Annotated in this window: 18 protein-coding genes and 2 pseudogenes; 5 read left to right on the top strand and 15 right to left on the bottom strand. The window is 72.4% G+C overall.

The genetic code is table 11. The features are described from left to right. Positions 1-5 precede the first annotated feature (5 nt). The 14 genes and pseudogenes from ABT369_RS44550 to ABT369_RS44490 form a co-directional block, all read right to left on the bottom strand. The gene (locus ABT369_RS44550) at positions 6-1,991 is read right to left on the bottom strand and encodes a polysaccharide deacetylase family protein (protein ID WP_350622306.1); all 1,986 of its coding nucleotides are present in this window, start codon (positions 1,989-1,991) and stop codon (positions 6-8) included. Between the two features lie 273 nt (positions 1,992-2,264). After that, positions 2,265-4,919: an FtsX-like permease family protein gene (locus tag ABT369_RS44545; RefSeq protein ID WP_350622304.1), complete on the bottom strand. Its 2,655-nt coding sequence runs from the start codon at positions 4,917-4,919 to the stop codon at positions 2,265-2,267. Between the two features lie 5 nt (positions 4,920-4,924). After that, positions 4,925-5,644, bottom strand: a complete 720-nt coding sequence (locus tag ABT369_RS44540) for an ABC transporter ATP-binding protein (protein WP_350622302.1) — start codon at positions 5,642-5,644, stop codon at positions 4,925-4,927. Next, positions 5,631-6,200, bottom strand: coding sequence for a PadR family transcriptional regulator (locus tag ABT369_RS44535; protein WP_350622300.1), 570 nt, complete (start codon positions 6,198-6,200; stop codon positions 5,631-5,633). The genes ABT369_RS44540 and ABT369_RS44535 overlap by 14 nt, the downstream gene beginning before the upstream one ends. Positions 6,201-7,087: 887 nt before the next feature. Then, positions 7,088-7,279: pseudogene (locus tag ABT369_RS58065) on the bottom strand (IS30 family transposase); the annotation flags it as partial. 126 nt (positions 7,280-7,405) lie between these two features. After that, positions 7,406-7,699: pseudogene (locus tag ABT369_RS58060) on the bottom strand (helix-turn-helix domain-containing protein); the annotation flags it as partial. Between the two features lie 132 nt (positions 7,700-7,831). Continuing rightward, on the bottom strand, positions 7,832-10,333 hold the full coding sequence (locus tag ABT369_RS44525; protein ID WP_350622296.1) for an RNA repair domain-containing protein: 2,502 nt from the start codon (positions 10,331-10,333) through the stop codon (positions 7,832-7,834). Positions 10,334-10,395: 62 nt separating this feature from the next. Next, positions 10,396-11,778: a pectate lyase gene (locus ABT369_RS44520; protein ID WP_350622294.1), complete on the bottom strand. Its 1,383-nt coding sequence runs from the start codon at positions 11,776-11,778 to the stop codon at positions 10,396-10,398. A gap of 104 nt (positions 11,779-11,882) precedes the next feature. Then, positions 11,883-12,239: a cupin domain-containing protein gene (locus ABT369_RS44515; RefSeq protein ID WP_350622292.1), complete on the bottom strand. Its 357-nt coding sequence runs from the start codon at positions 12,237-12,239 to the stop codon at positions 11,883-11,885. Next, positions 12,236-13,237 (bottom strand): Gfo/Idh/MocA family protein, encoded by a 1,002-nt coding sequence (locus ABT369_RS44510; RefSeq protein ID WP_350622290.1) that lies wholly within the window; start codon positions 13,235-13,237, stop codon positions 12,236-12,238. The genes ABT369_RS44515 and ABT369_RS44510 overlap by 4 nt, the downstream gene beginning before the upstream one ends. Then, complete coding sequence (locus ABT369_RS44505) at positions 13,234-14,541, bottom strand: mannitol dehydrogenase family protein (protein ID WP_350622288.1); 1,308 nt, start codon at positions 14,539-14,541, stop codon at positions 13,234-13,236. Before ABT369_RS44505 ends, ABT369_RS44510 begins: the two co-directional genes overlap by 4 nt. Further along, on the bottom strand, positions 14,529-15,815 hold the full coding sequence (locus ABT369_RS44500; RefSeq protein WP_350622286.1) for an enolase C-terminal domain-like protein: 1,287 nt from the start codon (positions 15,813-15,815) through the stop codon (positions 14,529-14,531). Before ABT369_RS44500 ends, ABT369_RS44505 begins: the two co-directional genes overlap by 13 nt. Beyond that, positions 15,812-17,224, bottom strand: a complete 1,413-nt coding sequence (gene uxaC / locus ABT369_RS44495) for a glucuronate isomerase (RefSeq protein WP_350622284.1) — start codon at positions 17,222-17,224, stop codon at positions 15,812-15,814. The genes ABT369_RS44500 and uxaC overlap by 4 nt, the downstream gene beginning before the upstream one ends. Beyond that, entirely contained in the window at positions 17,217-18,461 is a 1,245-nt protein-coding gene (locus tag ABT369_RS44490) for a Gfo/Idh/MocA family protein (RefSeq protein ID WP_350622282.1), read from the bottom strand. The genes uxaC and ABT369_RS44490 overlap by 8 nt, the downstream gene beginning before the upstream one ends. Positions 18,462-18,689: 228 nt before the next feature. On the opposite strand from ABT369_RS44490, the gene ABT369_RS44485 reads away from it, so the two are divergent. The 5 genes from ABT369_RS44485 to ABT369_RS44465 are packed head-to-tail and all read left to right on the top strand — an operon-like array spanning position 18,690 to position 23,433. Further along, the gene (locus tag ABT369_RS44485; RefSeq protein ID WP_350622280.1) at positions 18,690-19,670 is read left to right on the top strand and encodes a LacI family DNA-binding transcriptional regulator; all 981 of its coding nucleotides are present in this window, start codon (positions 18,690-18,692) and stop codon (positions 19,668-19,670) included. A gap of 37 nt (positions 19,671-19,707) precedes the next feature. Further along, positions 19,708-21,003: an ABC transporter substrate-binding protein gene (locus ABT369_RS44480; RefSeq protein ID WP_350622278.1), complete on the top strand. Its 1,296-nt coding sequence runs from the start codon at positions 19,708-19,710 to the stop codon at positions 21,001-21,003. Between the two features lie 13 nt (positions 21,004-21,016). Further along, entirely contained in the window at positions 21,017-21,982 is a 966-nt protein-coding gene (locus ABT369_RS44475; protein WP_502891905.1) for a carbohydrate ABC transporter permease, read from the top strand. Between the two features lie 8 nt (positions 21,983-21,990). Beyond that, entirely contained in the window at positions 21,991-22,842 is an 852-nt protein-coding gene (locus ABT369_RS44470; RefSeq protein ID WP_350622274.1) for a carbohydrate ABC transporter permease, read from the top strand. A gap of 3 nt (positions 22,843-22,845) precedes the next feature. Then, positions 22,846-23,433 carry a hypothetical protein gene (locus ABT369_RS44465; RefSeq protein WP_350622272.1) on the top strand — a complete coding sequence of 196 codons (588 nt, stop codon included), beginning with the start codon at positions 22,846-22,848 and terminating at the stop codon, positions 23,431-23,433. Positions 23,434-23,464: 31 nt separating this feature from the next. Here ABT369_RS44465 and ABT369_RS44460 read toward each other — a convergent pair whose 3' ends face one another. After that, positions 23,465-23,941: a hypothetical protein gene (locus tag ABT369_RS44460; protein ID WP_350622270.1), complete on the bottom strand. Its 477-nt coding sequence runs from the start codon at positions 23,939-23,941 to the stop codon at positions 23,465-23,467. Between the last annotated feature and the right edge of the window lie 3 nt (positions 23,942-23,944).

Genomic DNA, 23,944 nt, shown 5'->3' with positions numbered 1-23,944 from the left:
TCATGCTATGCCAGCTGCGGTACCACCTCGTCAAGGGCCTGGTCGATCGTCTTCACCGTGATCGCCTTCTGCTGGATCAGCAGCAGCTCCTTGTCGAGGTTGGCGGGCGTGACGGCGTAGGTCGGGTCCTCGGCGGTCGCGCTCACCTCGTGGTACACCAGGACCAGCCACGACTTGTCCCGGATCGCCTGGTCGATCCACTGGCCGACCTGGGCCGGGGTCGTGGTGTCCAGGATGTTCTGCACCTTGATGTTGTAGACGTCGGTGCTGTCCTTGGTGTTGTACCCCTCGTCGGTGGAGCGGTGCGAGCGGTAGTACTTCTTGGCCGTGCTGAGCACCGTGGCGTTGTACTCGCCGTACGGGGTCGCGAAGTTCTTGGCCACCCCGGCGCCGTACCACGAGCGCAGGTCCGCCTGGCTGTTCTTGAGCTCGGCGTCCACCTGCGCGGCCGTGAGCGTCGGCAGGTGCGGGTGGGTCACGGTGTGCGAGGCGATCTCGATCCCGTGGTTGGCCAGGTCGCCCATCTGCGCCTTGGTCATGTAGTCCGGGTAGTCGATGGTGCTCGTGAGCAGGTAGTACGTGGCCGGCATGTGGTACTTGTCCAGCAGCGGCACGCCGGCGGTGTACTGCGACTTCCAGCCGTCGTCGAACGTGAGGCTGACGAGCGCCCGACTGAGCTGCGCCGGGGTGTACTCCCCGAGGCTGAAGTCGTCCGCGGTGACCCAGCCGACCTTCGCGATCACCTGGAACACGGTGATCTTGGTGGCGCCGGCGGGGACGGTGTACTGCGCGCTGACCTTCGCCCACGCCGAGGAGGCCGGGGCGGCGGCGAGGTACGCGTACTGCTCCGAGCCGTCGGCCATGGTGACCTCGACGTCGATCTCGCTGTCCACATTGGACTGGTACCAGTTGGAGTACTGGTAGGTCTTGCCGGGCGTGACGCTGACCGCGGCCGGGCTCCACTTGGAGTCGCCGCTGGTGTACTTCGTGATCTGCGTCTTCACGCTGCGGCTGCCGGTGTGCCCGGTGGTGAGGTAGCTGAACGTGGTCGTGTTCGTGCCCCACGTCGAGCTGCTCCAGCCCGAGGGCGCGCTGCCGTTGGCGGTCTCGACGCCCGGGTTGGCGATGAGGTTGCCCGGGGAGGTCGGCGGCGGCGTGGTCGTCGAGTTGTTGACGGTGACGGTCACCTTGGACGTCGCCGCGGTGGCACTGGAGGCCGTGCGGGCGGTGGCGGTGACGGTGTGCACGCCGTTGGCGACCTTCTTCGTGTCCCAGCTCGCGGTGAACGGGGCCGCGGTGTCCTCGGCGCCCAGGTCGGTGCCGTCGACGGAGAACTTCACGCCGACCACGTCGGCGCTGACGGTCGCGGCGATCTGCTGGGTGCCGGAGACGGTGGCGCCGGCGGCGGGCGCGGTCAGCTGGACCGAGGCCGGGGGCGGCGTCGGGTCGGTGGCGCCGGACTCGGCGAGGAAGTACAGGTCGGTCTGGAGGCTGCCCTTCTTGGCCAGCACGTGGTACACCGACGCCTTCACCGCGTCGGCGGGCGTCGTGAACTCGACCGAGAGCTGCTTCCACGCGGCGGAGACGGGCGCGTCGGCGAGCCACACAAACGTCTGCTTGCCGGCGGCGTTGGTGTAGACGACCTCGAGCGTGGTCAGCACGCTGCCGATGTACCAGTCCGAGACGACGTACTTGGTGCCCGGCTTGACGGTGACGGGCGCCGACATCCACTTCGCGTCGCCGGACGTGCGCGAGGTCATGGTGACGGCGAGGCTCTTCTGGCCGTCCTTGCCGCCGTCCTTCCAGGCCGAGGTGGCCTGGTTGGTGCCCCACTTGTCGAAGGTCCAGCTCGCCGGCCCGGAGCCGGACGCGGTCTCGGCCGAGGGGTTGCCGATGAGGTTGGCGCCGACCGCGTACGCCGTGACGCTCGGCAGCAGCGCGGAGACGACGGCCGCGAGAACCGTGCCGATGAGTAGTCTGTACAGCCGCACGTGTCGGTACCCCAATTCGTCACTGAGAGCAACTTCGGACGGGGTATAAGACCAATCGTCCCCATATCGCGTCAACGCAACGTGAGGACGCCGTCACGACAGTTCATCGAGAGAAGGCCCTGACCTGGACCTCGTCGCAGATTAGCCCTCAGATTCGTGCACGTTCGGATTAACTCCGACGCGCCGGAGGTGAAACTGCCCGTCACCCGAACGAGGTGAGCTGGGCGTTCGCGGGACCGGGCACGCAGGGTGACCGGTCCTGGGAAGGGTGAGCTAGAGCCGCCGTTCCACCGGCAGCCGCGAGCGGGTCAGCAGGCCGCCCGCGGCCATCGCGATCAGCGGCACGACCACGAGCGTGATGGCCAGGCTCGGCCAGGGCCACGTGAACGGCACCGGCGGGGCGGACGGCCACCGGCCCGCGCCCGTGCGGTTGAGGGCGGCGAGCACCGCCGCGCCCGCGCCGAGCCCGCCGGCCGCGCCGAGCAGCGAGCCCAGCCCGGCGATGAGGCCGGCGCTGCTCAGGGCCAGCCGCCGGCGCACGCCCGGGGAGGCGCCGACGGCCCCGAGCGTCGCGTGGTCGGGCCGGCTGTCCACCGCGGACAGACCCGTGGCGATGCCGGTCGCGCCGAGCGTGACGATGCCCGCCGCGACCGCGAGCAGGAGCAGGGTCAGGGTCGCGTCGGAGCCGCGGGGCGTCATGATCTGGCCGTCGTACCCGTGCCCGAGGTGGGCCAGGCGCTCCGAGAACGCGTCGGACTCGGCCGTGGTCGGGGGCCGGGTGGTGGCCGCGACGATGCCGACGACGGCGCTGCCGAGCCCGGCCCTGGCCACCGCCTGGGGTGAGATCGCGACGAACTCCAGCGAGCGGGCCGTCGGCGCGTAGAAGCCGGGCACCTCCAGCGGCTCGTCGCCCGGCTTTGACGCGATGAGGTGCGCCTTGCCCTGGTACACCCGCATCGGGTCGCCCACGACGACCCCGCCGGCGGCGAGGACCTCGCGGGCCCGCTCCAGGTCCGGGCCGGTGATCCCGCCGATGGGGCCGAGGGCCGCGCCGTCGTCGACGATGTGCAGGGCATCGGAGTCGCCGATGATCACGTGCTGCAGCTCGTCGCAGCGCGGGTCGGCCACCGCGGCGCGCTGCTGCTCGGGGGTCACGGCGCCCGGGTCGTACGGGCACCGGTTCTCCGGCGGCCGGATCGCCTGCAGGTCGCAGCGTCCCCGGCCCCGGTCGGCGCAGGTCACCGCGCGGATCTCGGTCACCTCGCGGACCGGCAGCGCCGCGACGGCATCGCGGAGCCGGTCGGTCGGCAGCTGGGCCGGGCGCCCGTCGTTCCCCGGCCGCTGGATGACGGTGGCGGTGCCGACCGGCAGGGTCGGCACGTACATCGCCGCCGTCCTCGCCTCGACACTGGTCTGGTACGCCGCCAGCGCGGTGCTGCCGATGACCGCGGCCATGACCGCGGAGACGGCGGGCGCGGCGGACGCGCGGTTGCGGGCCGCGTCGCGCACCGCGATCCGCACGGCCGGCGGCAGCCCGCCGCCGAGCCGGGCGATGGCGCCGAGCACGGCCGGCGTGGACAGCACCAGCCCCAGCTCGGCGACGACCAGCCCGAGGAGCACGAGCTCGGCCCGGGCGGCGGTGATGCCCAGCGCCGCGATCGCGGCCCCCGCGGCCAGGCCGGCCAGCCCGGCGGCGGCCAGGCGGCGGCCGGTGCGGGCGCCGAGGCGGCGGCCGTTGAGGGCGGTCAGCACGTCGGTGCGCCCGGCGGTGATCGCGGGGGCGAGCGCGGCGAGGACGCCGGTGAGCACGGCCAGCACCGCGACGGCGAGCAGCTGGCCGGGCGGGACGCGCAGACCGCCGGGGCGGACGTGCATCACGTACTGCGCCACGATCGGCCGTGCGGCCAGGGCGCCCGCGACGCCGATCGCGATGCCGGTGAGGGCCGCGGCCGCGCCGAGCACGAGCCCGTCGGCGAGCACGATCCGGCGCAGGTGCCCGGGGCTGCCGCCGCTCGCGGCGACGAGCCCGAGCTCGCGGCGCCGGCGCCGGGCCCCGACGGCGAACGCGGGCCCGGCCAGGAGCACCACCTCGAGCGTCGCCATGCCGAGCACGAGCACGGCCAGCTGGAAGGTGCGGTCGCCGCGCGCCATCTCGTCGGGCAGGACGGCGAGCATGCCCTCGCGCTCGGGGCCGAGGAGCACGGCGCGGGAGCGGGCGACGATCCCGTGCTCGTTGAGCGTGCGGACCTGGTCCCACGTCAGGGGGGCGGGGGCGTCGACGTACCAGATGCCGTCGCCGCCCATCGGCAGCGCGCCCGGGCGCATGACGATCCCGCCGTTGAGGTCGCCGGGGCGCTCGAACTGCCCGACGACCGTGAACCTGCGCTTGTCGTCGGGCAGCGTGAACGTCCCGCCCAGGCGGGTGCCGAGGCGGTCCATGGCGGCGGCGTCGAGCGCGGCCTCCGCGTCGGTCGCGGGCGCCCGGCCGTCGAGCAGCTCCAGGTGCCCGGCCCAGCGCGGGTCGGCCAGGTCGAGCAGGTGGACCGGCAGGCCCGCTCGCCCGGCCGCGGTGGTGACCGCGATCCGGTGGTGCTCGTCGGTGTGCACCAGGGTGCTGCCCGGCGGCAGGGCGGCCTGGAGGGTCCGCTCGACCTCGGCCGCCGCGACGCCGTGCACGAACTGGGCGTCGTCGCGCGCGGGGCGGTACTGCTCGCCGGAGCGCCCCTGCTGGATCGGCCCGTCGAAGGCCCACTGCACGGTCGCGTCGAACCCGCCGAGGTCGCGGTCGGCCTGCTCGGCCGGGGTGAGCGTGAACTGGTCCAGGGTCGTGGCGACGAAGGACAGGGCGAGGACCGGCAGCATGATGAGCCCGACGATGAGCGCCGTGCGGCCCTTGGCCCGCGCCGCCTCCCGCCTGGCAATGCGCAATGCGATCACGAGGTCGCGCCGTTCAGGAGGTGCTCGGGCTGGGTCAAGGGCCCCGACGCGTCGACGATCCGGCCGTCTCGCAGGAACACCACGCGGTCGGCCCACGCCGCGTGCCGCGCCTCGTGGGTCACCAGCACGCCGGCCGCGCCACCGTCCACTTTGGAGCGCATGAGCCGCAGCACCGCCTCGCCGGTCTGCGAGTCCAGCGCGCCGGTCGGCTCGTCGGCGAGGATGAGCCGCCGCTGCCCGACCAGCGCCCGCGCGATCGCGACCCGCTGCTGCTGGCCGCCGGAGAGCTCGTCGGGGAACCGTCCCGCACAGTCGGCGAGCTCCACGTCGGCCAGCGCGGCCAGGGCGGTGCGCCGGGCCCGGCGGGGCGAGCTCCCGTCCAGCTCGAGCGGGAGGGCCACGTTCTCGGCCGCGGTCAGGGCGGGCAGGAGGTTGAGGTCCTGGAAGACGTACCCCACCGAGCGTCTCCGCAGCGCGGCCAGCTCCCGCTTGCGCATCCCCTCGAGCCGCCGCCCCTCGACGGCCACCCCGCCGGCATCGGGCCGATCGAGCCCGCCGGCCAAATTCAGCAGCGTCGACTTCCCGGAGCCGGACGGCCCCATGACCGCGACGAGCTCCCCCTCCGCCACGGCGAGCGAGACCCCGCGCAGCGCGTGGACGGCCGTCTCCCCGTGCCCGTGGGTGCGGCACACGTCGAAGAGCTCAAGCACGCTCATCGACGACCTCCAGTTGTACGGCCTGTGCGGCGACTTTCTGCTGCGGTCTTCTTTGGACCAGGCTCGACTCGCAGTGGTCGAGCCAGCGCAGCTCGGCCTCGGCATGGAACACCATGGCGTCCAGCACCAGCCGCCACGGCAGATCCCCGGGGCGCTCGGCGCCGCGCTTGAGCCGCGTGTACTCCTGCATCGCCCGCATCGTCGCCGTCCGCTGCGCCTGCACGATCGCCTGGACGTCCACACCGGGCGTGGTGATCGCGAGCGCCAGCTTCACCGCGAGCTCGTCACGCGGCCGGTCCTTGGCCTGCACCGGCGTGACGAACCAGGCCCGCACCTCGGCGCGGCCGTGCTCGGTGATCTCGTACGGCCGCTGCCCGTCACTCTCGGGAAGCGACCGCACGAGGTGATCCCGCTCGAGCCGGGCGAGGGTCGTGTAGACCTGCCCGATGTTGAGCGGCCAGGTGCCCCCCGTCGACTCCTCGAACGTGCTGCGGAGCTGGTATCCGTGCATCGGTCCCCGCTCGAGCAGGGCGAGAAGCCCGTACCTGATCGACATGCATACGGAGTATGCATACTCGGTATGCGCCGGTCAAGCGCGCGGCACTTCGCACCCCGGGAAATGTGTTCACCATGTGCGCGGCCGGTGGTCCGGGATCGCTTACTTCGGGCGCATTCTGGGATAATTCTCGATACGGTGCAGATGCAGCTTTTCAGCTCGCGGGAATTGGCTGCCATGCGGGATCGTACGAAGGCTCGGAATTGGTGGCCGGGAAAGGACGAATTCCGCCGCGAACAACAGCGGAGGCGTGACTTTGGACTGGTGAGACGGCACGCCGAGAAGCTACGCCGAATCCACAGTCCCGCAGCGCCTCCCAGTCTTCGCCCTGCGGAAATCGCTCCGGCGCAACCCCCGGCCGCTTCCACCGCAACGACACACACCAGACTGCCCGAACAATCGCACCGGCCCGCACCGAAACCCGTGCACCACGTCGGTCAGGCGTCGGTCGATGGGCGCGACTGTGCCGCCGGTGTGCGGAAGGACGTCGCGGACCGTTTCGACCCTGCGCCCGCGGGTGCCGATCGCGGGCCGGTCGCTGATCATCAGCATCGGCCCGACGAACCGGGACGGACGGGCGACCGCCGCGACGCGAGGCCGACGCCCCCCAGCACGCCGCCGAACCGCGAACGGCTGATAACCACCATCGGCCAGACCCGGTTCCGGCGGATCTCCCGGCTGGTCGTGCACCGCGGCCGGCCCAGCTCGGCCGAGATCCCCACCTGCGACACCCCGGCCCGCGCCGATCCGCGATCACCACCGCTCATCCAGCGACAGAAACCGGGCAGACACCACTCACCGGTCCATTTGCCGCGAGCCCAGCGAACGCAAAAGCGGCCCACCGACCGCCGAATCGGATTTTTCGCCGGTCGCCTGCTGGTGGTGCGGGGCCGGCGCACCGCCCGGCCGGTGCGCAGCGCTGTGGCCAGTTCCCGGCGCAGCGCGCCGCGGCCCTGGACATAGAACGCCTGGTAGATCGTCTCATGGGACACACGGAACTCGTCTCGGTCGGGGAAGTCGTGACGCAGCCGGGCGCTGATCTGCGCCGGGCTGTACTTGGCCGCGAGCAGGTCCTGGACCACATCCCGCAGGACCGGATTCCCGGCCAGTTTCGGCGTCTTCGGCCGGGCCCGGCGCCGTTCGGCGCGCTGCTGCGCGGCGAACGGCTGGTAGCCGCCGCCGTCCGGGTCCTGGTTCCGGGCGATCTCCCGGCTGATCGTGCACCGCGGCCGGCCCAGCTCCGCCGCGATCGCCGCCTGGCGGACACCCGCAAGCAGCCGGTCACCGATCACGACCCGCTCCTCCAGGGACAAGAACCCGGCCGACACCACCACCACCACCGGCGCGCCCGCAGCAGCAGCCGCAGCGGCCGCGGCAGCTTCCTGCCGCCACCGATACCCCGTCCGCGCAGCCACCCCGACCAGCCGACACGCCACACCCGTCCGCACACCCTGCGCAACGAGCTCGGCATACACCGCACGCTCCGCCGACAACGGCATACACCCCTGCGGGCGACGACTCTCCCGGATCTCGAACACGGCAACCCCTGATCAGGTCAGGTGTTGCAACGACCCTCTGAAACCGGGGACGAAAAGTCGCGGCGCGAAGCGCCCGACATATCGCGCCAACCGTCACGCGACCGCCGAGCCGCCGTCGATGCCGAGCTGGCGCCGCCGCGGATAGGGCCGGACCACAGCGCCCGCGGACTCGAGCTCCAGGATCATCCCGAGCACGCGCCCGTCCAGGTCCTCGTCGGCGGGCAGCGTCACCAGGCGCTCGTGCCGCCAAGGCTCCGGAAGCCCCCCGCCCTCCAGCGCCGCCTGCACAAGGGCCGCCGTCGAGCGGGTCATGGTGCGGGTGGTGTTCACGCCCGGGGGCGTGGGCGAGTACACGGGCCAGTAGGCGTGCCGGTCCCCCGAGCGCGGCCGGCGCGGATGACCAGAACAATGGCGCAGAAACGCGTCGAGGTCGAGTGCGTTGTGCCGCATGGCCTCGGCGACGAGTACCGCCCAGCTGAAGCCGCCCACCAGGCCCCACGCGGCGCCGTCCAGCTCGCGTTCGCGGGACCAGCGGCGCACGTTGGTCAGCAGCGTGCGGAACGCGGCCGGGTCGAGGCCCTCCAGCAGCGCGTCGGCGTCGTGCACGGCCAGGACCGCTCGACGGCCGGGCTCGTCGAGGGAACCGTCGAGCGGTAGGCGGTGTACGTCGGCGGTCGTGACGTGCTGCACGTCGACGCTCACCCCGGCCACCGTCGCGCGGACCACGGGGACGATCGTGCCGGCCAAGCGGGCGCCGGGCAGCGACTCGGCCAGCTCGGCCAGGGCGGAGCCACCCGAAGGAGACGCCCACACCAGGTCCAGGTCGGTGGTCGCGGTGGCGATGCCCAGGCGGACCGAGCCGATCACGTGGACGCGGGAGCCGGGGCGCACCGCGGCGCACGCGTCCGTGACGATGGACAGGGCGGCGTCGTGGCCGGTGGACAGGGGCACGGTGTGCTGGACCGTGAACGGCGTGTCGGCGCCGCGGCTGATCAGGTCCACCGCGTTGATCGTGAACTCCAGGGGCTGCCAGTCGCGGCGCAGGGCGGCGTACAACGGCTCGATCGAGGCACCCGTCAGCTTGGCGATGGTCAAATGGGGAGTGAACGCGTGAGGCGACGTACAGCCCGGGAAGCGGGCGGCCAGGGCGCTCTGGAGGCGGCGCAGGGCGTCCGAGGGCGACGGAGCAACCCAGACGGTGGTCGAGCCCCGGTGGTCGAAGCGGCGGACCTCGGACAGGCGCACGCGGATCGGGCCGGTGCCGGCCGCCACCTCGGCAACCACCGCCGCGGCGGCCTCGAAGTCGGCCTCGGGGACGAAGCCGTAGACGAGGTTGATGTGGGGCATCCAGCGGCGGTACGCCGGGTCGTGCAGCGAGCGCACCGCCTGGATCTGCGGCCACACGTGCTCGGGTGGGCGCACCACGAGGGCCGAGGTGTGCACGCCGGGCGAGTCGACGGTCAGCTGGGCCGGTTGCAGGAGTGCGGTGACGCCGAAGTGGTCGGAGACGTACAGGTCGTCTGCGAACGGGCGGTCGCCGAAGCGCTCGGCCACGACCGGGGTGAGGCTGCCGCGCACGAGGATGCGGTCCAGGCGCGCGGCGCGGCCGGTGCGCGACGCGATCGCGGCAAGGGGGTTCACCGCGGGGTCGAAGGTGAAGCCGGCGTCGTGGGGGTGCACGGCGCGCCAGGCGTCGACGTAGCCGGGGACCGCGGGGGCGGCCTCGTCGCCGGCGTTGAGGTCGGTGAGCACCACCGCGGCGTCGAGGTCGCCGCGGCCGAGGCGCTCGGCGATGACCCGCAGCTGGTGCTCGCGCCGCTGCTCGGCCCCCTCGGTGTGGTCGCTCGTGAGGTGGGCGGCCACGAAGCCGGTGGTGCGGCCGTTGAGCACGGTGTGGCCGAGGACCAGCCGCTTGTACGCCGAGAGCCGGTGCACCTCCAGGGTCAGCGGCCACCGGGCGATGAGCGTGGTGCCGTAGCCGATCTCGGCGTCGGGGCCGGCCGAGACGCAGTAGCGCTCGCGCACCCACGGCGCCGCGAGCAGCGCGGCCCACAGGTCGTGGGTGACCTCGTGCAGCGCGACGACGTCGGCGCCGAGGCCCTCGAGCAGGTCCACGCAGGCGGGGACGCGCCGCTCGGGATAGGTCATTTCGCGGTCGTACGCGTCCGAGAGCACATTGAACGTGGCCACCTGCACCACGTCGGCGTGCACGGGCGCGGCCGGGCCGGCCGGCACCCACTGCCCGGCCACGGGATCGAAGCGCAGGCAGGCGGCCGAGTCGAAGGCCGAGATCGCGCGCCTCGGGGCCTTGGCAGAAACCGGAGGAGCGTCGGCAGTAAAAGAAACCAGGTCGGCCGCCGGGGTGGTGCCGGAGCCGAACACGAGGTCGAGACGGGACCGCCGGTCCCACACCGTGGTCGAGCCGGCCTTGACCCACTGCACCCGGTGCCACGGCACGTCGCCGCCGCCGACGAACGCGAGCAGCGGTGTCTCCCGGATTCCGGCCCCGCGCTCCTCGTAGCCGACGGAGAAGCGCGCCGCGTCGAGGGCGGCGTCGTACCGAATCCGGGAGACGACATCCTGCACCGGCCTCATGCCGCGAGCCTAGGTCGCGGCATGAGGCCGGGGCGAACGATTTCCTGCGGGTACGCCCGCCGCTACTTGTAGGTGATGTCCGAGGACTTGAAGTTGCAGTGGCCGTCGCCCATCCCGTCGCCGAGATACTTCGGCTCGCTGCCCTTCGCCACGCCGGTGTACTCGGCGCAGATGTGGATGCCGGACGAGCTCTGCACCGTCACCCGCGTCAGCGTGGCGGTGTCGCCCCAGTTCGTGTTGATGCCCACCACGTACTTCGCCTTGTTCAGCAGCACGTTGTCCACGGTCACGTGGCGCTCGTAGTGGTTCGTGCAGTTGCCGCAGCCCCGGTACAGCTTGCCGATGTCGCTGGCATAGAAACCGCTGATGTGCACGGTGCCGTTGCCGTTGTGCTGGAACACCTTGTCGGTCGCGGACCTGGCGCCGCCGCCGATGACGTAGGAGTCGCCGCCGCTGGTGCCCAGGAACGTGGCCGCGTCCTCGCCCACGTCCTCCCACCAAACGTTCTGGATGGTGCAGCGGCCGAGGCAGTGCACGCCGTCACCCGCGGGCGAGCCGATGATGACGTTCTTGAGCGTCGCCCCGTCGGACAGCTCGAACATCGGGTCCTGGGACTCGCTCTGGCCGCCGTCGCCGATGCAGCAGTAGCGCTTCATCCCGCCGTCGAGCGAGCTGCTCACCTTGACGGTGCCGCTCACCGAGACCGAGCCGGTGCTGCTCGGCCACGACCCGGTCGGGGTGCTCCCGCCGCCCCCACCCGACGTCGGGGTCGGGGTCGGCGTCGGGGACTTGGTGGGCGTGGGGCCCGTGGTGGTCGGCGTCGGGCCGGCCGTGTCGCTGACCGCGATGTCGTCGAACGAGGCCGCCGCGTACGCGGTCTGCACGCCGATGCGGCCGCTGGAGGCGACCGAGCTCGAGCCGGAGCCGACCGAGGCGCCGTCGACCGAGCCGGAGATGGTGCTGCCGGAGACGGTGAGCGACAGGGTGTACCAGGTGCCGGTGCTCACCGTGCGCGAGACCTGCCCGAGCACGGTGACCGAGCCGCTGTTGACCGCCTGCAGCTGCACGCTGCCCGGCACCAGCGCGAGCCGGTAGAAGGTCGTGGAGCCCGTGGCCCGGGCCAGCAGCCCGGCGAAGCCGTTGCTCGCGAGCGAGGTCGGCTTGACGCGGGCGCTGACGGTGTAGTTCGTCCAGCCGGTGTCACCGGCGAACTCCCGGGCGTTCTCGCTGCCCGAGTTGCTCTGGTTCAGCGCCTTGGAGCCGTCGGAGACGACGGCCCAGGTGCCGCCGGACTTCGACCAGCCGCTGAGGTCGCCGTCCTCGAAGTTGTCGCTGAACAGCGTGGCCGCGAACGCGATCTGCGAGAAGATCGCGGCCGAGGCGGTGAACGCGGCGACGCCGGCGGCCACGATGGGCCAGCGGCGACGCCTGGGGCGGGTGTCCATGCTTCCTCCGTCGAGGGAGACGTGACGCATGGGGGTGTGCGGCGGGACTGGGCGGGTCGGCCGCATGCGTGGGGCTGAGGAAAACGCTTTCCTCAGCCCGTAACCTAGACCGCCGTCGATTCCGCGTCAACCGGCGAGAGGTGCATCCAGGTGAAGACGAGCGGCACGTCGCCGTCGCTGATCAGGTGGTGGTTCTCCCCCGGCTCGATGATGAGGATGTCGCCGGCCGTGAACCGGGTGTCGGCGGAGCCGTTGAGCTCCAGCACGCCCGCGCCCTGCACGATGGTGAAGATCTCCGGGACGTCGTGGACGTGCACGTCCGACTCGGGGTGGGTGCGGTGCCCGGGGTCGTCGTAGCGGCTGATCCCGCCGCGCTGGACCGGCCCCCAGCCCCGCCCGATGGCGGCGAGGGTGGCCGGGGTACCGCCGTCGGGCAGGTCGGCGAGTGAAAGTTTCCTCATGGGAGGACTCCGATCTCACGGAAGTGGGCGCGTTCGGCGGCGGCGCGGCGGATCATCGCGGCCGCGTCCGGGATCTCCACGCCGTCCTCGCGCCGGGCGAGGCGGGCGGGGTCGAGCAGCACGGGCTCCTCGGCGGCCAGGATCGCCTCCGCGAGGGCCGTGAACGGTTCCGTCCGCTCCAGCGGCACCAGCAGCGGCGCGCCGTGGTCGCGGTGGTCGAGCAGGTTCTCCAGCAGCCCGACCCGGCCGGGCACGACCTCCCCGTCGAGGCGGTCCTGGGCGTAGCCGACCTCGGCCGTGCCGTCGCGCCCGACGACGGTGATGTCGCCGGGCACGAACTCGGCCGAGCAGAGCGTGACGGCCACGAACACCGCGCGGCCGTCGGGCGCGGTGAGGCGCAGCGTGGCCGTGTCCTCCACCTCGACCGCGGGCCTGACCCGGTACCGATCCAGGCTGAGCGTCCACGGTGGACGGATTCCGGTGATGGCCAGCGCCTGCATGAGGGCGTGCGCGAAGGGGTTCACGAGGGCCCCGTCCCGCCCGCGCCGCCCCGCCCACGAGCTGCGCGCCCAGTAGCTGTCGGGCCGCCACCAGGCCCCGGCGACCGAGGCCGACGTCACCTCGCCGACCCGCTCGGCCAGCAGCGGCAGCGTCGGCGAGCCCAGCGCCTGGAAGCCGATCTGCAGCACCCGGCCGCGGGCCGCCTCGGCGAGCCGCCGATGGTCGGCCAGGGACAGCACCGGCGGCTTCTCCAGCAGCAGGTCGGCCCCGGCGCCGAGGACGTCGAGGGCGATCGGCAGGTGGGTGTGCGGCGGGGTGCACACGACCACGACCTCCGGCTTGCGCTCCTCCAGCATCCGCCGGTGGTCGGTGTAGTCGTAGCCGGGCTGCACGTCGCACGTGGCGACGAGCCGGACCCGCTCGCCGAGGGCGTCGATGGCCCGCAGGTGCCAGGCGCCGTGCCCGGCCGCCCCGATGAGCGCGACGGACGTGCTCACCGCAGCCCGGCCAGGGTGCCGAGCACGCCGTGGCGCTCCAGGGCGCCGCTCCACTCGGCCAGCTGCGCGCGCAGCTCGGTGTCGTCGGCGATGCCGGGCGGGAAGACGGCGTCGAGCGCCAGCAGGTCCGGGGCGGACCGCAGCCGGTCGGCCAGCGGGTCGTCCAGCGGCAGCGGGGTGCCGTCGTCGGCCGACCCGCGCACGAAGCGCATCCAGGCGGCGAGGACGAGCGTGGCGTACAACGGCATGCTCCCCGCCGCCCGCCGGTCCGCGATGGTGCCGAGGAGCCGCTGCGGGAGCTTCTGCGAGCCGTCCATCGCGACCTGCAGGGTGCGGTGGCGCAGGGCGGAGTTGGCGAAGCGCGCGAGGGCGCTCTGCCCGAACCGCTCGACCGTCACCCCCTCCGGCGGGGACAGCGTCGGCGCGATGTCGGTCGCGATGAACCGTTCCACGACGTCCCGCATCCCCGGCAGCGCCAGCGACCGGTCGATCGTGGGCGCGCCGGCCAGCGCGCCGAGGTACGCCAGCGCCGAGTGCACCCCGAGGACCACCCGCAGCTTCAGCCCCTCCCACGGGCCCACGTCGTCGGTGACGATGGCGCCGGCCAGGTCCCACGCCGGCCGCCCGCCCGGGAAGTCGTCCTCGAGGACCCACGCGTTGAACGGCTCCGCGCCCACCGTGGCCCGGTCCTCCAGGCCCAGGACGTCCCTCGCGGTGGCATAGGTGGCATCGGTACTGGCCGGCACGATGCGGTCCACCATCGTGCTCGGGAACCCGGTCGAGTCCACGATGGACGGCCCCAGCTCGGCCACGACGAGCTCGCGCAGCCGCCGGCCGTTGCTGGGTAGGTTGTCGCAGCTCACCAGCGCGATCGGCGCCCCCGCGCGGGCTCGCAGCCCCCGGACCAGCAGGTCGAGGACCGCCGAACCGGGCCGGTACGCCTTCTCGGTCACCGTCAGCGTGACGATCCGCACGGCCGGGTCGGCCAGCAGGCGCTCGACCGCCTCCGGCTCGCTCGCCGCGTGCAGGGCCTGGCTGTGGACCCCGAGCACGCGCGGCGTGACCCGTTCGCCGTCCAGGGTCAGCACGCTGTACAGCAGGTCCTGCTCCAGCAGCGGGTCGAGCACGGCCCGGGAGCGGGGCGCGACCGCGGCGATGCCCCAGTCCCCGCCGCCCTCGGCGATCGCGTCGGCGGTGAAGACCGCCTGGTGGGCCCGGTGGAACGCGCCCAGCCCGAGATGCACGATGCCGGTGCCCGTGGCCTTGGGCACGTCACCGGCGGTGGCCCGGCTCAGGCGCTCCATACCGGCCCCTGCGGGAACGCGAACCGCTCGACGGACTCGGGCCGCATCCGCACGCTGTAGCCGGGCCGCTCGGGCAGCCGGTAGCGGCCGCCCTCCACCCGGACCGGGTCGGTGAAGTGCTCGTGCAGGTGGTCGACGTACTCCACCATCCGCCCCTGCATCGACCGGCTCACGCGCAGGTAGTCGAAGAACGACAGGTGCTGCACGTACTCGCACAGCCCCACCCCGCCCGCGTGCGGGCACACGGTGACCCCGAACTTGGCCGCCATGAGCAGCTCGGCGAGCACCTCGCCGACGCCGGCGACCCGGCACGCGTCGACCTGCATGATGCCGATCGCGCCGGCCTGCAGCAGCTGCTTGAAGATGACCCGGTTCGCGGCGACCTCGCCGGTGGCGACCTTGCACCGCTCCCCGAGCGCGCGCTGGATCGCCGCGTGGCCGAGCACGTCGTCGGCGTGCGTGGGCTCCTCGATCCAGTACGGGTCGAAGGCGACCAGCCGCTCCATGTTGGCGATGGCCTCCTCGACGTCCCAGACCTGGTTGGCGTCCATCATGAGCAGGGCGCCCGGGCCGATCTCGGCGCGGATGATGCCGGCCCGGCGCACGTCGTCGTCGATGGGCCCGCCGACCTTCATCTTCACCGCGGTCCAGCCGTCCTTGACCGCGGCCCGGGTGAGCGCGCGGACCTTCTCGTCGTCGTAGCCCAGCCAGCCGACGGAGGTCGTGTACGACGGGTAGCCGTGCTCGCGCACGTGGGCGAGCCGGTCCGCGTAGCCGTCGAGCCCGGCGTCGAGGATGGCGGCGGCCTCGGCCGGGGTGAGCGCGTCGGCGATGTGCCGGAAGTCCACGGCCGCGACCAGCTCGGCCGTGGGCAGCTCGGCCAGCAGCCGCCACATCGGCTTGTCCGCGAGGCGGGCGCGCAGGTCCCACACGGCGTTGAGGATCGCGCCGGCGGCCATGGCCACGACCCCCTTCTCGGGGCCGAGCCAGCGCACCTGCACGTCGGCGGTGATGGTGCGGGCGCCCGCGGCCGTGCACAGCTCCTCGACGGTGTGCCCGACGACGTGGTGGCGCAGGGCCTCGACGGCGGCGCAGGTGATCTCGTTGCCGCGGCCGTTGGTGAAGGTCAGCCCGAAGCCCTGGGCGCCGTCGGCGGTCTCGACGACGACGTAGGTGGCCGAGTAGTCGCCGCGGTTGATGGCGTCGGAGCCGTCCCCGGCGGCCGCGGTCGGGAACCGCACGTCGTGCACGGTCAGGCCGATGATCTCGGTCACGCCGACTCTCCACTTCGGACGGTGCGCTGGTAGACGCGCTTGGGCAGGTGGTAGGCGAGGTCGGCGATGGTCTCGGCGGCCTCGTCGAGCGGGAGGCGGTGCTCGGCGACGAGCCGGGCGAGGAAGCCGGCGTCGACGCGGCGGGCCACGTCGTGGCGCACCGGGATGGAGCAGAACGCGCGCGTGTCGTCGACGAAGCCGGCGGTGTTGTAGAAGCCCGCGGTCTCGGTGACGGCCTCGCGGTAGCGGCGCAGGCCCTCGGGGCTGTCCAGGAACCACCACGGGGCGCCGAGGAACACGGCCGGGTAGCCGCCGGCGAGCGGGGCGAGCTCGCGGGTGAAGACGGTCTCGTCCAGCGTGTAGAGCACGATGCGGAAGCGCGGGTCGTTGCCGAGCTCGTCCAGCAGCGGGCGCAGCGACCGCACGTACTCGGTCGGGCTCGGGATGTCGCCGCCGACGTCGCGGCCGTGCCGGGCGTGCAGGGCCGCGTTGTGGTTGCGCACGGCGCCCGGGTGCAGCTGCATGACCAGGCCGTCCTCGACCGACATGCGGGCGAACTCGACCAGCATGTGGGCCCGGAACCGCTCGGCGTCCCCGGCCTCGGCCCGGTCGCGCAGCGCCCGGTCGAACAGCGCGGCGGCCTCGTCGCGGGGCAGGGCGAGCGTGGCGGCGCTCGGGTGCCCGTGGTCGCTGGAGGTCGCCCCGGCGGCGATGAACGCCTGGCGGCGCTCGCGCAGGCGGTCGAGGAACTCGGCGAAGGTGCCCGCGCCGAGCTGCTCGACCCGCTCGGTCCAGCCGGGCCAGTCGAGGTCGACCAGGTCGTCGGGGCGGAACGTGGTGATGACCCGCCCGCCCGGGCCGCCCCAGCCGTCGGCCGCCAGTTTGGCGTGGGCGCCGAGGTCCGACAGCGGCGACTCGGTGGTGGCCAGCTGCTCGAGGTTGAAGCGCTCGAACAGCGCCCGGGGGCGGAACCGCGGGTCGGCCAGGCGTTGCGCGACGGCGTCGTACACCTCGTCGGCGGTCTGCGCGTTGAGCGGCGCGGCGACCCCGAAGACCTCGGCGAGCACGCGCTCGGTCCACAGCCGCGAGGGGGTGCCCCGGAACAGGTGCCAGTTGGCGGCCAGCCGCCGCCAGATCGTGCGCCCGTCGGTCTCCACCGGGGTGCCGTCCAGCGACGGGACCCCGAGCTCGGCGGGGGGAATGCCCTGGCTGGCCAGCATCCGCGTGACGTAGTGGTCCGGCACCACGATGAGCCGGGCCGGGTCCGGGAACGGCTTGTCGTCGGCGAGGATCGCCGGGTCGACGTGGCCGTGCGGGCTGATCAGCGGCAGGTCCTTGGCGTGCCGGTAGAGCTCGCGCGCGATCGCGCGGACTCCGGGCTCGGCGGGCAGCAGTTGATCCTCATGCATGGGCGATACCAGCCTTGAGCTCGGCGGTGCGGACGGGCCGACCGGTGGTGATGGACTCGTTGGCGGCGAGCCCGACGAGCAGGGCGCGGGCCCCGTCGGCCGCGTCGGCGCCGCGGCCCAGCGGGTCGGGGGGCGCGGCCGGATCGAGCAGCTGCGCGAGCATGCGCACGTCGGCGCCGCCGTGGCCCTCCCGGCGATGGCCCTCGACGGCGACGTCCACGGGCGGGCCGAAGAAGGGCCGCAGGCGGAGACTGGCGGTGCCGGGCTCGCGGTGTCCCTTGAGCGAGTCGGCCGCCTCCACCGAGACGTGGTCGGTCTCGGTCACGTCGAGTTCGAGCCGTCCGCGGCTGCCGTTGAAGGCGATACGGTACCCCTCCCAGGGCGCGTAGGCCGTCAGGTGATACGTCAGGGTCGCCCCGCGAGCGTAACGCACCAGCACGGCCAGATCGTCCTCGATGGTCACGCCGGGCGCGAAGACGTCCTGGTCGCGGTGGTAGCCGTCGGCCCGCACGGCCGTCTCACCGTAGAGCGCCGTGAGGTCGGGATCGCTCATGTCGATCGCGAACTTCCCGGCGCCGTGGCCGGCTCCGTCGGTACCGTAGAAAAACAGGCGACCGTCGGCGTAGACGCTGGCGGGGTCGTCGGCCAGCCACCAGTTGACCAGGTCGAAGTGGTGCCCGGCCTTGTGCACGAGCAGCCCGCCGGAGTCGGCCTTGTCGCGGTGCCAGCGCCGGAAGTAGTCGGCGCCGTGGCGCACGTCGAGCAGCCACTCGAAGTGCACCGACCCGACATCGCCGATCTCGCCCGCCGCGAGGATGCGCTTCACCGCCTCGTGCAGCGGGTTGTAGCGGTAGTTGAAGGTGACCCGGACCCGGCGGCCGGTGCGGCGCACGGCATCCATGATCCGCGCGCAGCGCCGCGCGTCGATGGTCATCGGCTTCTCGGTGAGCACGTCGCATCCGGCCTCGAGCGCCGCGACGATGTACTCGTCGTGGTAGCGGTCCACGGTGCACACGATCACCACGTCGACGCGCTCGCGCTCGATCATCTCGGTGAACTCGCTCGCGCGGTACGCCGGGACCGGCGCGGGGAGCCGGTCGTTGTGCACGGCGATGCGGACCGGGTTCGGGTCGGCCAGCGCGACGAGCTCGCAGGTGTCGCGGTGCTCCTCGGTGAGCGCCCGGACGAACATGGCGGCGCGCGACCCGGTGCCGACGATCGCGTAGCGGGATTTCAAGGAGCCTCCTGAGGCGAAAGGCTGCAAAGGTTTGCAGCAAACTATGCGCAAGAGCCGCTCGTCCGGTCAATACCGTCGATGTGATCGCATTGAGGGGCGTTGACACGGGAGCAAACGTTTGCATAATTGGCACCACTGCGGTGACCCAGGTCACCCCTCCCCCGGACGGTCAGCACCCCGGCCGCCCCGGGACGGGCCACCGCTGCCGCCGCCCCGAGAGGACTCCACGTGCCCGCCACGATCCGAGATGTCGCCCGCGCCTCCGGCGTCCATGTCTCCACCGTGTCGCGCACGTTCTCGGCGCCGCACCTCGTCAATCCCGACACCCGCAGCCGGGTGCTGTCCACCGCGGAGAGCCTCGGCTACCGCCCCAACCGGGCGGCCCGCGCCCTGATCACCGGCCGGACGCACAACATCGGCCTGATCGTCGCGGACATCGCCAACCCGTTCTTCCCCCCGCTCATCAAAGCCGCGGAGTCCCAGTCGCGCCAGCGCGACTATCACCTCTTCGTCGCCGACACCAACGAGGACCCCGTGGCCGAGGAGCAACTCGTCCACGCCCTCGCCAAGCAGGTCGACGGCGTGCTGCTGTGCAGCCCGCGCATGAGCAACGACCTGATCGAGAAGCTCCGCAAGGAGGTGCCCCTGGTCGTGGTGAACCGGCCCGTCGAGGGGCTTCCCGCGGTCGTGATGGACGTCGCCGACGGCGCCCGGACCGCGATCGAACACCTGGCGGGCCTCGGGCACCGCGCCATCGCCCTGCTGGGCGGGCCGCGGGGCTCGTGGACCAACCGGGAGATCCGCCGCAGCGCGACCGCGGCGGCCAAGGCCGCCGGGGCCACGCTCACGGCCCTGGGCCCCTACCAGCCCACGGAGGCGGCCGGATCGGCCGCCTGCGAGGCGGTGCTGGCCACCGGGGCGACCGCCGTGCTGGCCTACAACGACCTCATGGCGATCGGCCTGCTCGAGGCCCTGCACGACCGCGGGGTGCGCGTGCCGGAGGAGCTCAGCGTCGTCGGCATCGACGACATCATGCTCAGCCGGCTGGTGCGCCCGAAGCTCACCACCGTGGCGACCCCGACCGCGGCCGCCGGCCGGGCGGCCGTGGACCTGCTGCTGCACCACGACGAAGAACACCGCTCCACCGCACTCGTCACGCTCCAGACCCAACTGGTCATCCGCGAATCGACCGGCCCCGCTCCGGTCTGAACCCCACTCGCGGCCGATGCCTAGGAGTGAAACTTTCATGTCCGGAACCCCTCGCCGACGGCTGCTCGCAGTAGCCGCCGCGGCCGCTCTGCTCGTGCCCCTCGCCGCCTGCGGTGACGACGCCGGGTCATCCCCCTCGGCGGACTCCACCGAGCCGGTCGAGCTGAGCTTCTTCTGGTGGGGCGGCGACGCGCGCGCCAAGCTCACCGAGGACGCGCTGAAGCTGTACACCGCGAAGCACCCGAACGTCACGTTCAAGACGACGTGGCAGGCCAACCAGGGCTACTTCGACAAGCTGGCCACGCTCACGGCCGGCAACGCCGCGCCCGACATCTTCCAGATCGACGACAACTACCTGACCGAGTACGCGTCGAGGAACGTCACGCTGGACCTCAGCTCGTACCAGAAGTCCGGCAAGCTGGACACGTCGAAGTTCCCCGAGAGCCTCTGGAAGTACGGCGAGGTCGACGGCAAGCTCGCCGGCGTCGCGTTCGGCGAGAACACCCAGGGTCTCGTGTTCAACAAGACCAAGCTGCAGGCGGCGAACCAGCCGCTGCCGACCAGCGGCATGTCGTGGGAGCAGTTCATCACCTGGGCCCAGGCGGCCGGGGCGGCCACGAAGACGGCCGGCACGCAGGACCCGAGCGCGGACTACAAGGCGTTCTGGGTGTGGCTGCGCCAGCAGGGCAAGGACCTGTACAAGGGCAAGGAGCTCGGCTTCACCGCCCAGGACGTGACCGCCTGGTTCGACCTGTGGAAGGGCGCCCGGGACAAGGGCGCGACGCCGCCGCCGGACGTGATCCGGGAGGGCAACGCGACCGACATCACCAAGCAGCTCGTGGTCACCGGGAAAGCCCTTACCTCGTGGGTGTGGGTGAACCAGCTGCCGGAGCTGCAGAAGAACACCAAGGACGAGCTCGGCGTCGTGTCCTACCCCGGTGACCCGAAGGCCCAGTGGGCGCGCGCGTCGATGTACTTCTCGGTATACCGCGGCAGCTCCAAGAAGGACGTGGCCGTCGACGTCATCAACTTCCTGGCCAACGACCCCGAGGCCGGCAAGGTCCTCGGCACCGACCGCGGCCTGCCGTCCAACCTGGACGTGCGCACCACCGTCGAGAGCGCCGTCACCGACAAGGCGATGAAGACCTCCATCGACGTGGAGAACCAGCTCGGCAAGACCTTCGGCCCGTCCCCGCAGGTGCCGCTCAAGGGGCACAGCACGCTGCGCTCGGAGCTGATCAAGGCCGCCGAGTCGGTGCAGACCGGCAAGGCGTCCTCCGCCCAGGCCGCCGAGGCGTTCATCACGGCCGTGAAGACGGCCATCTCCAAGTAGGGAATCCCTTCCAGTGGCGCTCACGACCACGCAACGGCCAGCGCGACACTCCGTCCGGGTCCCCCAGGGATCCGGGCGGGGGGTCCGCCGCGAGGGCCGGGCCGGTTACGTCTTCCTCTCCCCCTGGCTCCTCGGCTTCGGGGCGTTCACGCTCCTGCCGATGCTGGGCTCGCTGGTGCTGAGCTTCACCGACTACGACATCCTCTCGGACTTCTCGGAGCTGCACTTCATCGGCCTCGACAACTACCGGCGGATGTTCACCGCGGACCCCGCGTTCTGGCACTCGGTCACGGTGACGGTGCTGTTCGGGATCATCTCGGTCCCGCTCAAGCTCGCGGCCGCGTTCGCCGTGGCCCTGCTGCTCAACCGCGGCATGCGCGGCGTCGGGTTCTTCCGGGGCCTGTTCTACCTGCCGTCGCTGCTCGGCGGCAGTGTGGCGCTGGGCTTCGTGTGGTACTCGATGTTCAACCGCGACGGCTCGTTCAACCAACTGCTGGGGCTCTTCGGCGTGCACGGCCCGGGCTGGGTGAACGACCCCGACTGGGCGCTGGGCACCCTGATCCTGCTGGCGGTCTGGCAGTTCGGCGCGCCGATGGTCATCTTCCTGGCCGGCCTCAAGCAGGTGCCGGTCGAGCTCTACGAGGCCGCGTCGGTCGACGGCGCCGGGGCCTGGCGGAAGTTCTGGTCGGTGACGATGCCCATGATGTCGCCGGTCATCTTCTTCAACCTGGTGCTGGAGACCATCCACGGCTTCCAGGGCTTCACCGGGGCGTTCGTCATCTCCGGCGGCACCGGCGGCCCCGTGGACTCCACCCTGATGTACACGCTGTACCTGTACGTCAAGGCTTTCACCGACTACGAGATGGGCTACGCGTCCGCCCTCGCCTGGGTGTTCCTCGCCGCGATCGGCCTGCTGACGGTGGTGCTGTTCAGCACCGGCCGGTTCTGGGTGCACTACTCCGACGGAGGGGACGAATGATGGGCCGAATGACGGGCTTGGCCAAGCGGAGCCTGCGGCTCGTCGTCATCCTGGCCCTCCTGGCCATCATCCTGTACCCGCTCGCCTGGCTGCTCGGCAGCTCGTTCAAGAGCCAGGAGGAGGTGCTCAGCAACGCCTCGGTCTGGCCGGAGCACTGGACGCCGGGCAACTACCCGCAGGGCTGGACGCACTTCAAGAGCGCCGCGGTCACCTTCGGCCGGTTCTTCCTCAACAGCACGCTGGTGGCCCTGCTCGTCGTGGTCGGCAACGCGGCGTCGTGCCTGCTGGCCGCGTACGCCTTCGCGCGCCTGCGCTTCCGCGGCCGCCGGATGTTCTTCGCCATCATGATCGGCACCCTGCTGCTGCCCGGCCACGTGCTCATCGTGCCGCAGTTCATCCTGTTCAAGCAGCTGGGCCTGGTCGGCGGCGAGTTCCCCTACCTGCCGCTGGTCGTCCCGCATTTCCTGGCCACGGAGGCGTTCTTCGTCTTCCTCATGGTCCAGTTCATGCGGAGCATCCCGCGCGAGCTCGACGAGGCGGCGAAGATCGACGGCTGCTCCCCGTTCGGCGTCTTCCGCAACGTGATCCTGCCGCTGTCGCGCCCGGCGCTGGTGACCACCGCGATCTTCTCGTTCATCTGGACGTGGAACGACTTCTTCCGTCAGCTGGTGTACGTCTCGGAGACCACGAAGAACACGGTGCCCGTCGCGCTGCGGGCCTTCATCGACTCCTCGGGCCAGGTCACCGTCGGCCCGATGTTCGCGATGTCGGTCCTCTCGCTGGTGCCGGTGTTCCTGTTCTTCCTGGCCTTCCAGCGCATGCTCGTCGAGGGCATCAACACCTCGGGCCTGAAGGGCTGAGCCATGAAACGGGACTGGCTGGAGACCGTGACCGTCGCCGCGGACGTCGCGCTGGTCGGCGTCGCCGTGACCATCGCCTCGGCGCCGCTGGTGACGGCCGGCGCCGCGATCCGCACCGGCTCCTCGGCGATCCACGCGATCGGCCGCGGCGAGAAGGTGGACCTCCGCGCGATGGGGCGGCTGTTCCGCGCCTCGCTGCTGCGCGGGGCCGTCGCCGGTGCCACGGCCGCGGCGTGCGCGCTCCTGCTGGTCTTCAACGTCGGCGCCGTCGCCGCCGGCCGGGTCCCGGGCGGGTCACCCGCGCTGGCCGGCACCGGCGTCGCGGCCGCCGTGCTGCTCGCGATCGGCATGCTGAGCGTCGTGCGCCTGGGCCGGGACACGTCCCCGGCCGGGTGGCGCGACGCCCTGCGCTGGGCCGGCCGCACGGCATGGCGGCAACCGGGTGCGGCGGCGGCGGTGGCCGGGGTGTCGGCCGTCGCCGCCGTGCTTGGCGTCTTCGTCCCCCTGACGGCGCCGCTGCTCGTCGGATACGCCCTGTACGCGGCCCACGCGGTGACCGCCCGCCTCGTGCGGGCCCCCAGTCCCGTGTGAGCCGCTCAGCGCTGCGTGAGCCGCCCGGGCCTCAGGCCCGCTCGGCGCCCGCCGGCCAGATCACGGTCATCGGCAGATCCGCGGCGCGGGCGCGGGTGACCACGTCCGCGGTGCCGCCCGGGTCGCCGTGCTCCAGCCCGTCCCACACCGCGATCAGCTCCTCCACGCGGCCGAGCATGATGCGGTTCGCGGCGACGTACGCGGCCGGGCCCGAGCGGGCCTCGCCGGTGGGCAGGATCTTGCGGGCGCCCGCAAGCAGCGCGTCGAAGTCGCGGCGGCGCTCGATCGGCACCACACGGCGGTAGTCCGGCGCCGGCAGCACGACCTCGTAGACGCCGCCGACCTCGCGCACCGCGCGGGCGAAGAGCTGGTCGGCGCCGTCGGCCAGGCACGTCACCCCGATGAGCTCGCCGTCGTCGCGCGAGCGCAGGTGCTGCACGAGCGCCCGGTAGATCAGCTCCGCGCCGACGTCGGTGAGGTTCGTGTGCCCCGTGATGCCGATGCGCATGGC

Origin of the sequence: Dactylosporangium sp. NPDC000244 (assembly GCF_040300725.1) — a bacterium.
GTDB lineage: Bacteria > Actinomycetota > Actinomycetes > Mycobacteriales > Micromonosporaceae > Dactylosporangium.
This window is presented reverse-complemented; position numbering and strand designations above follow the sequence as displayed.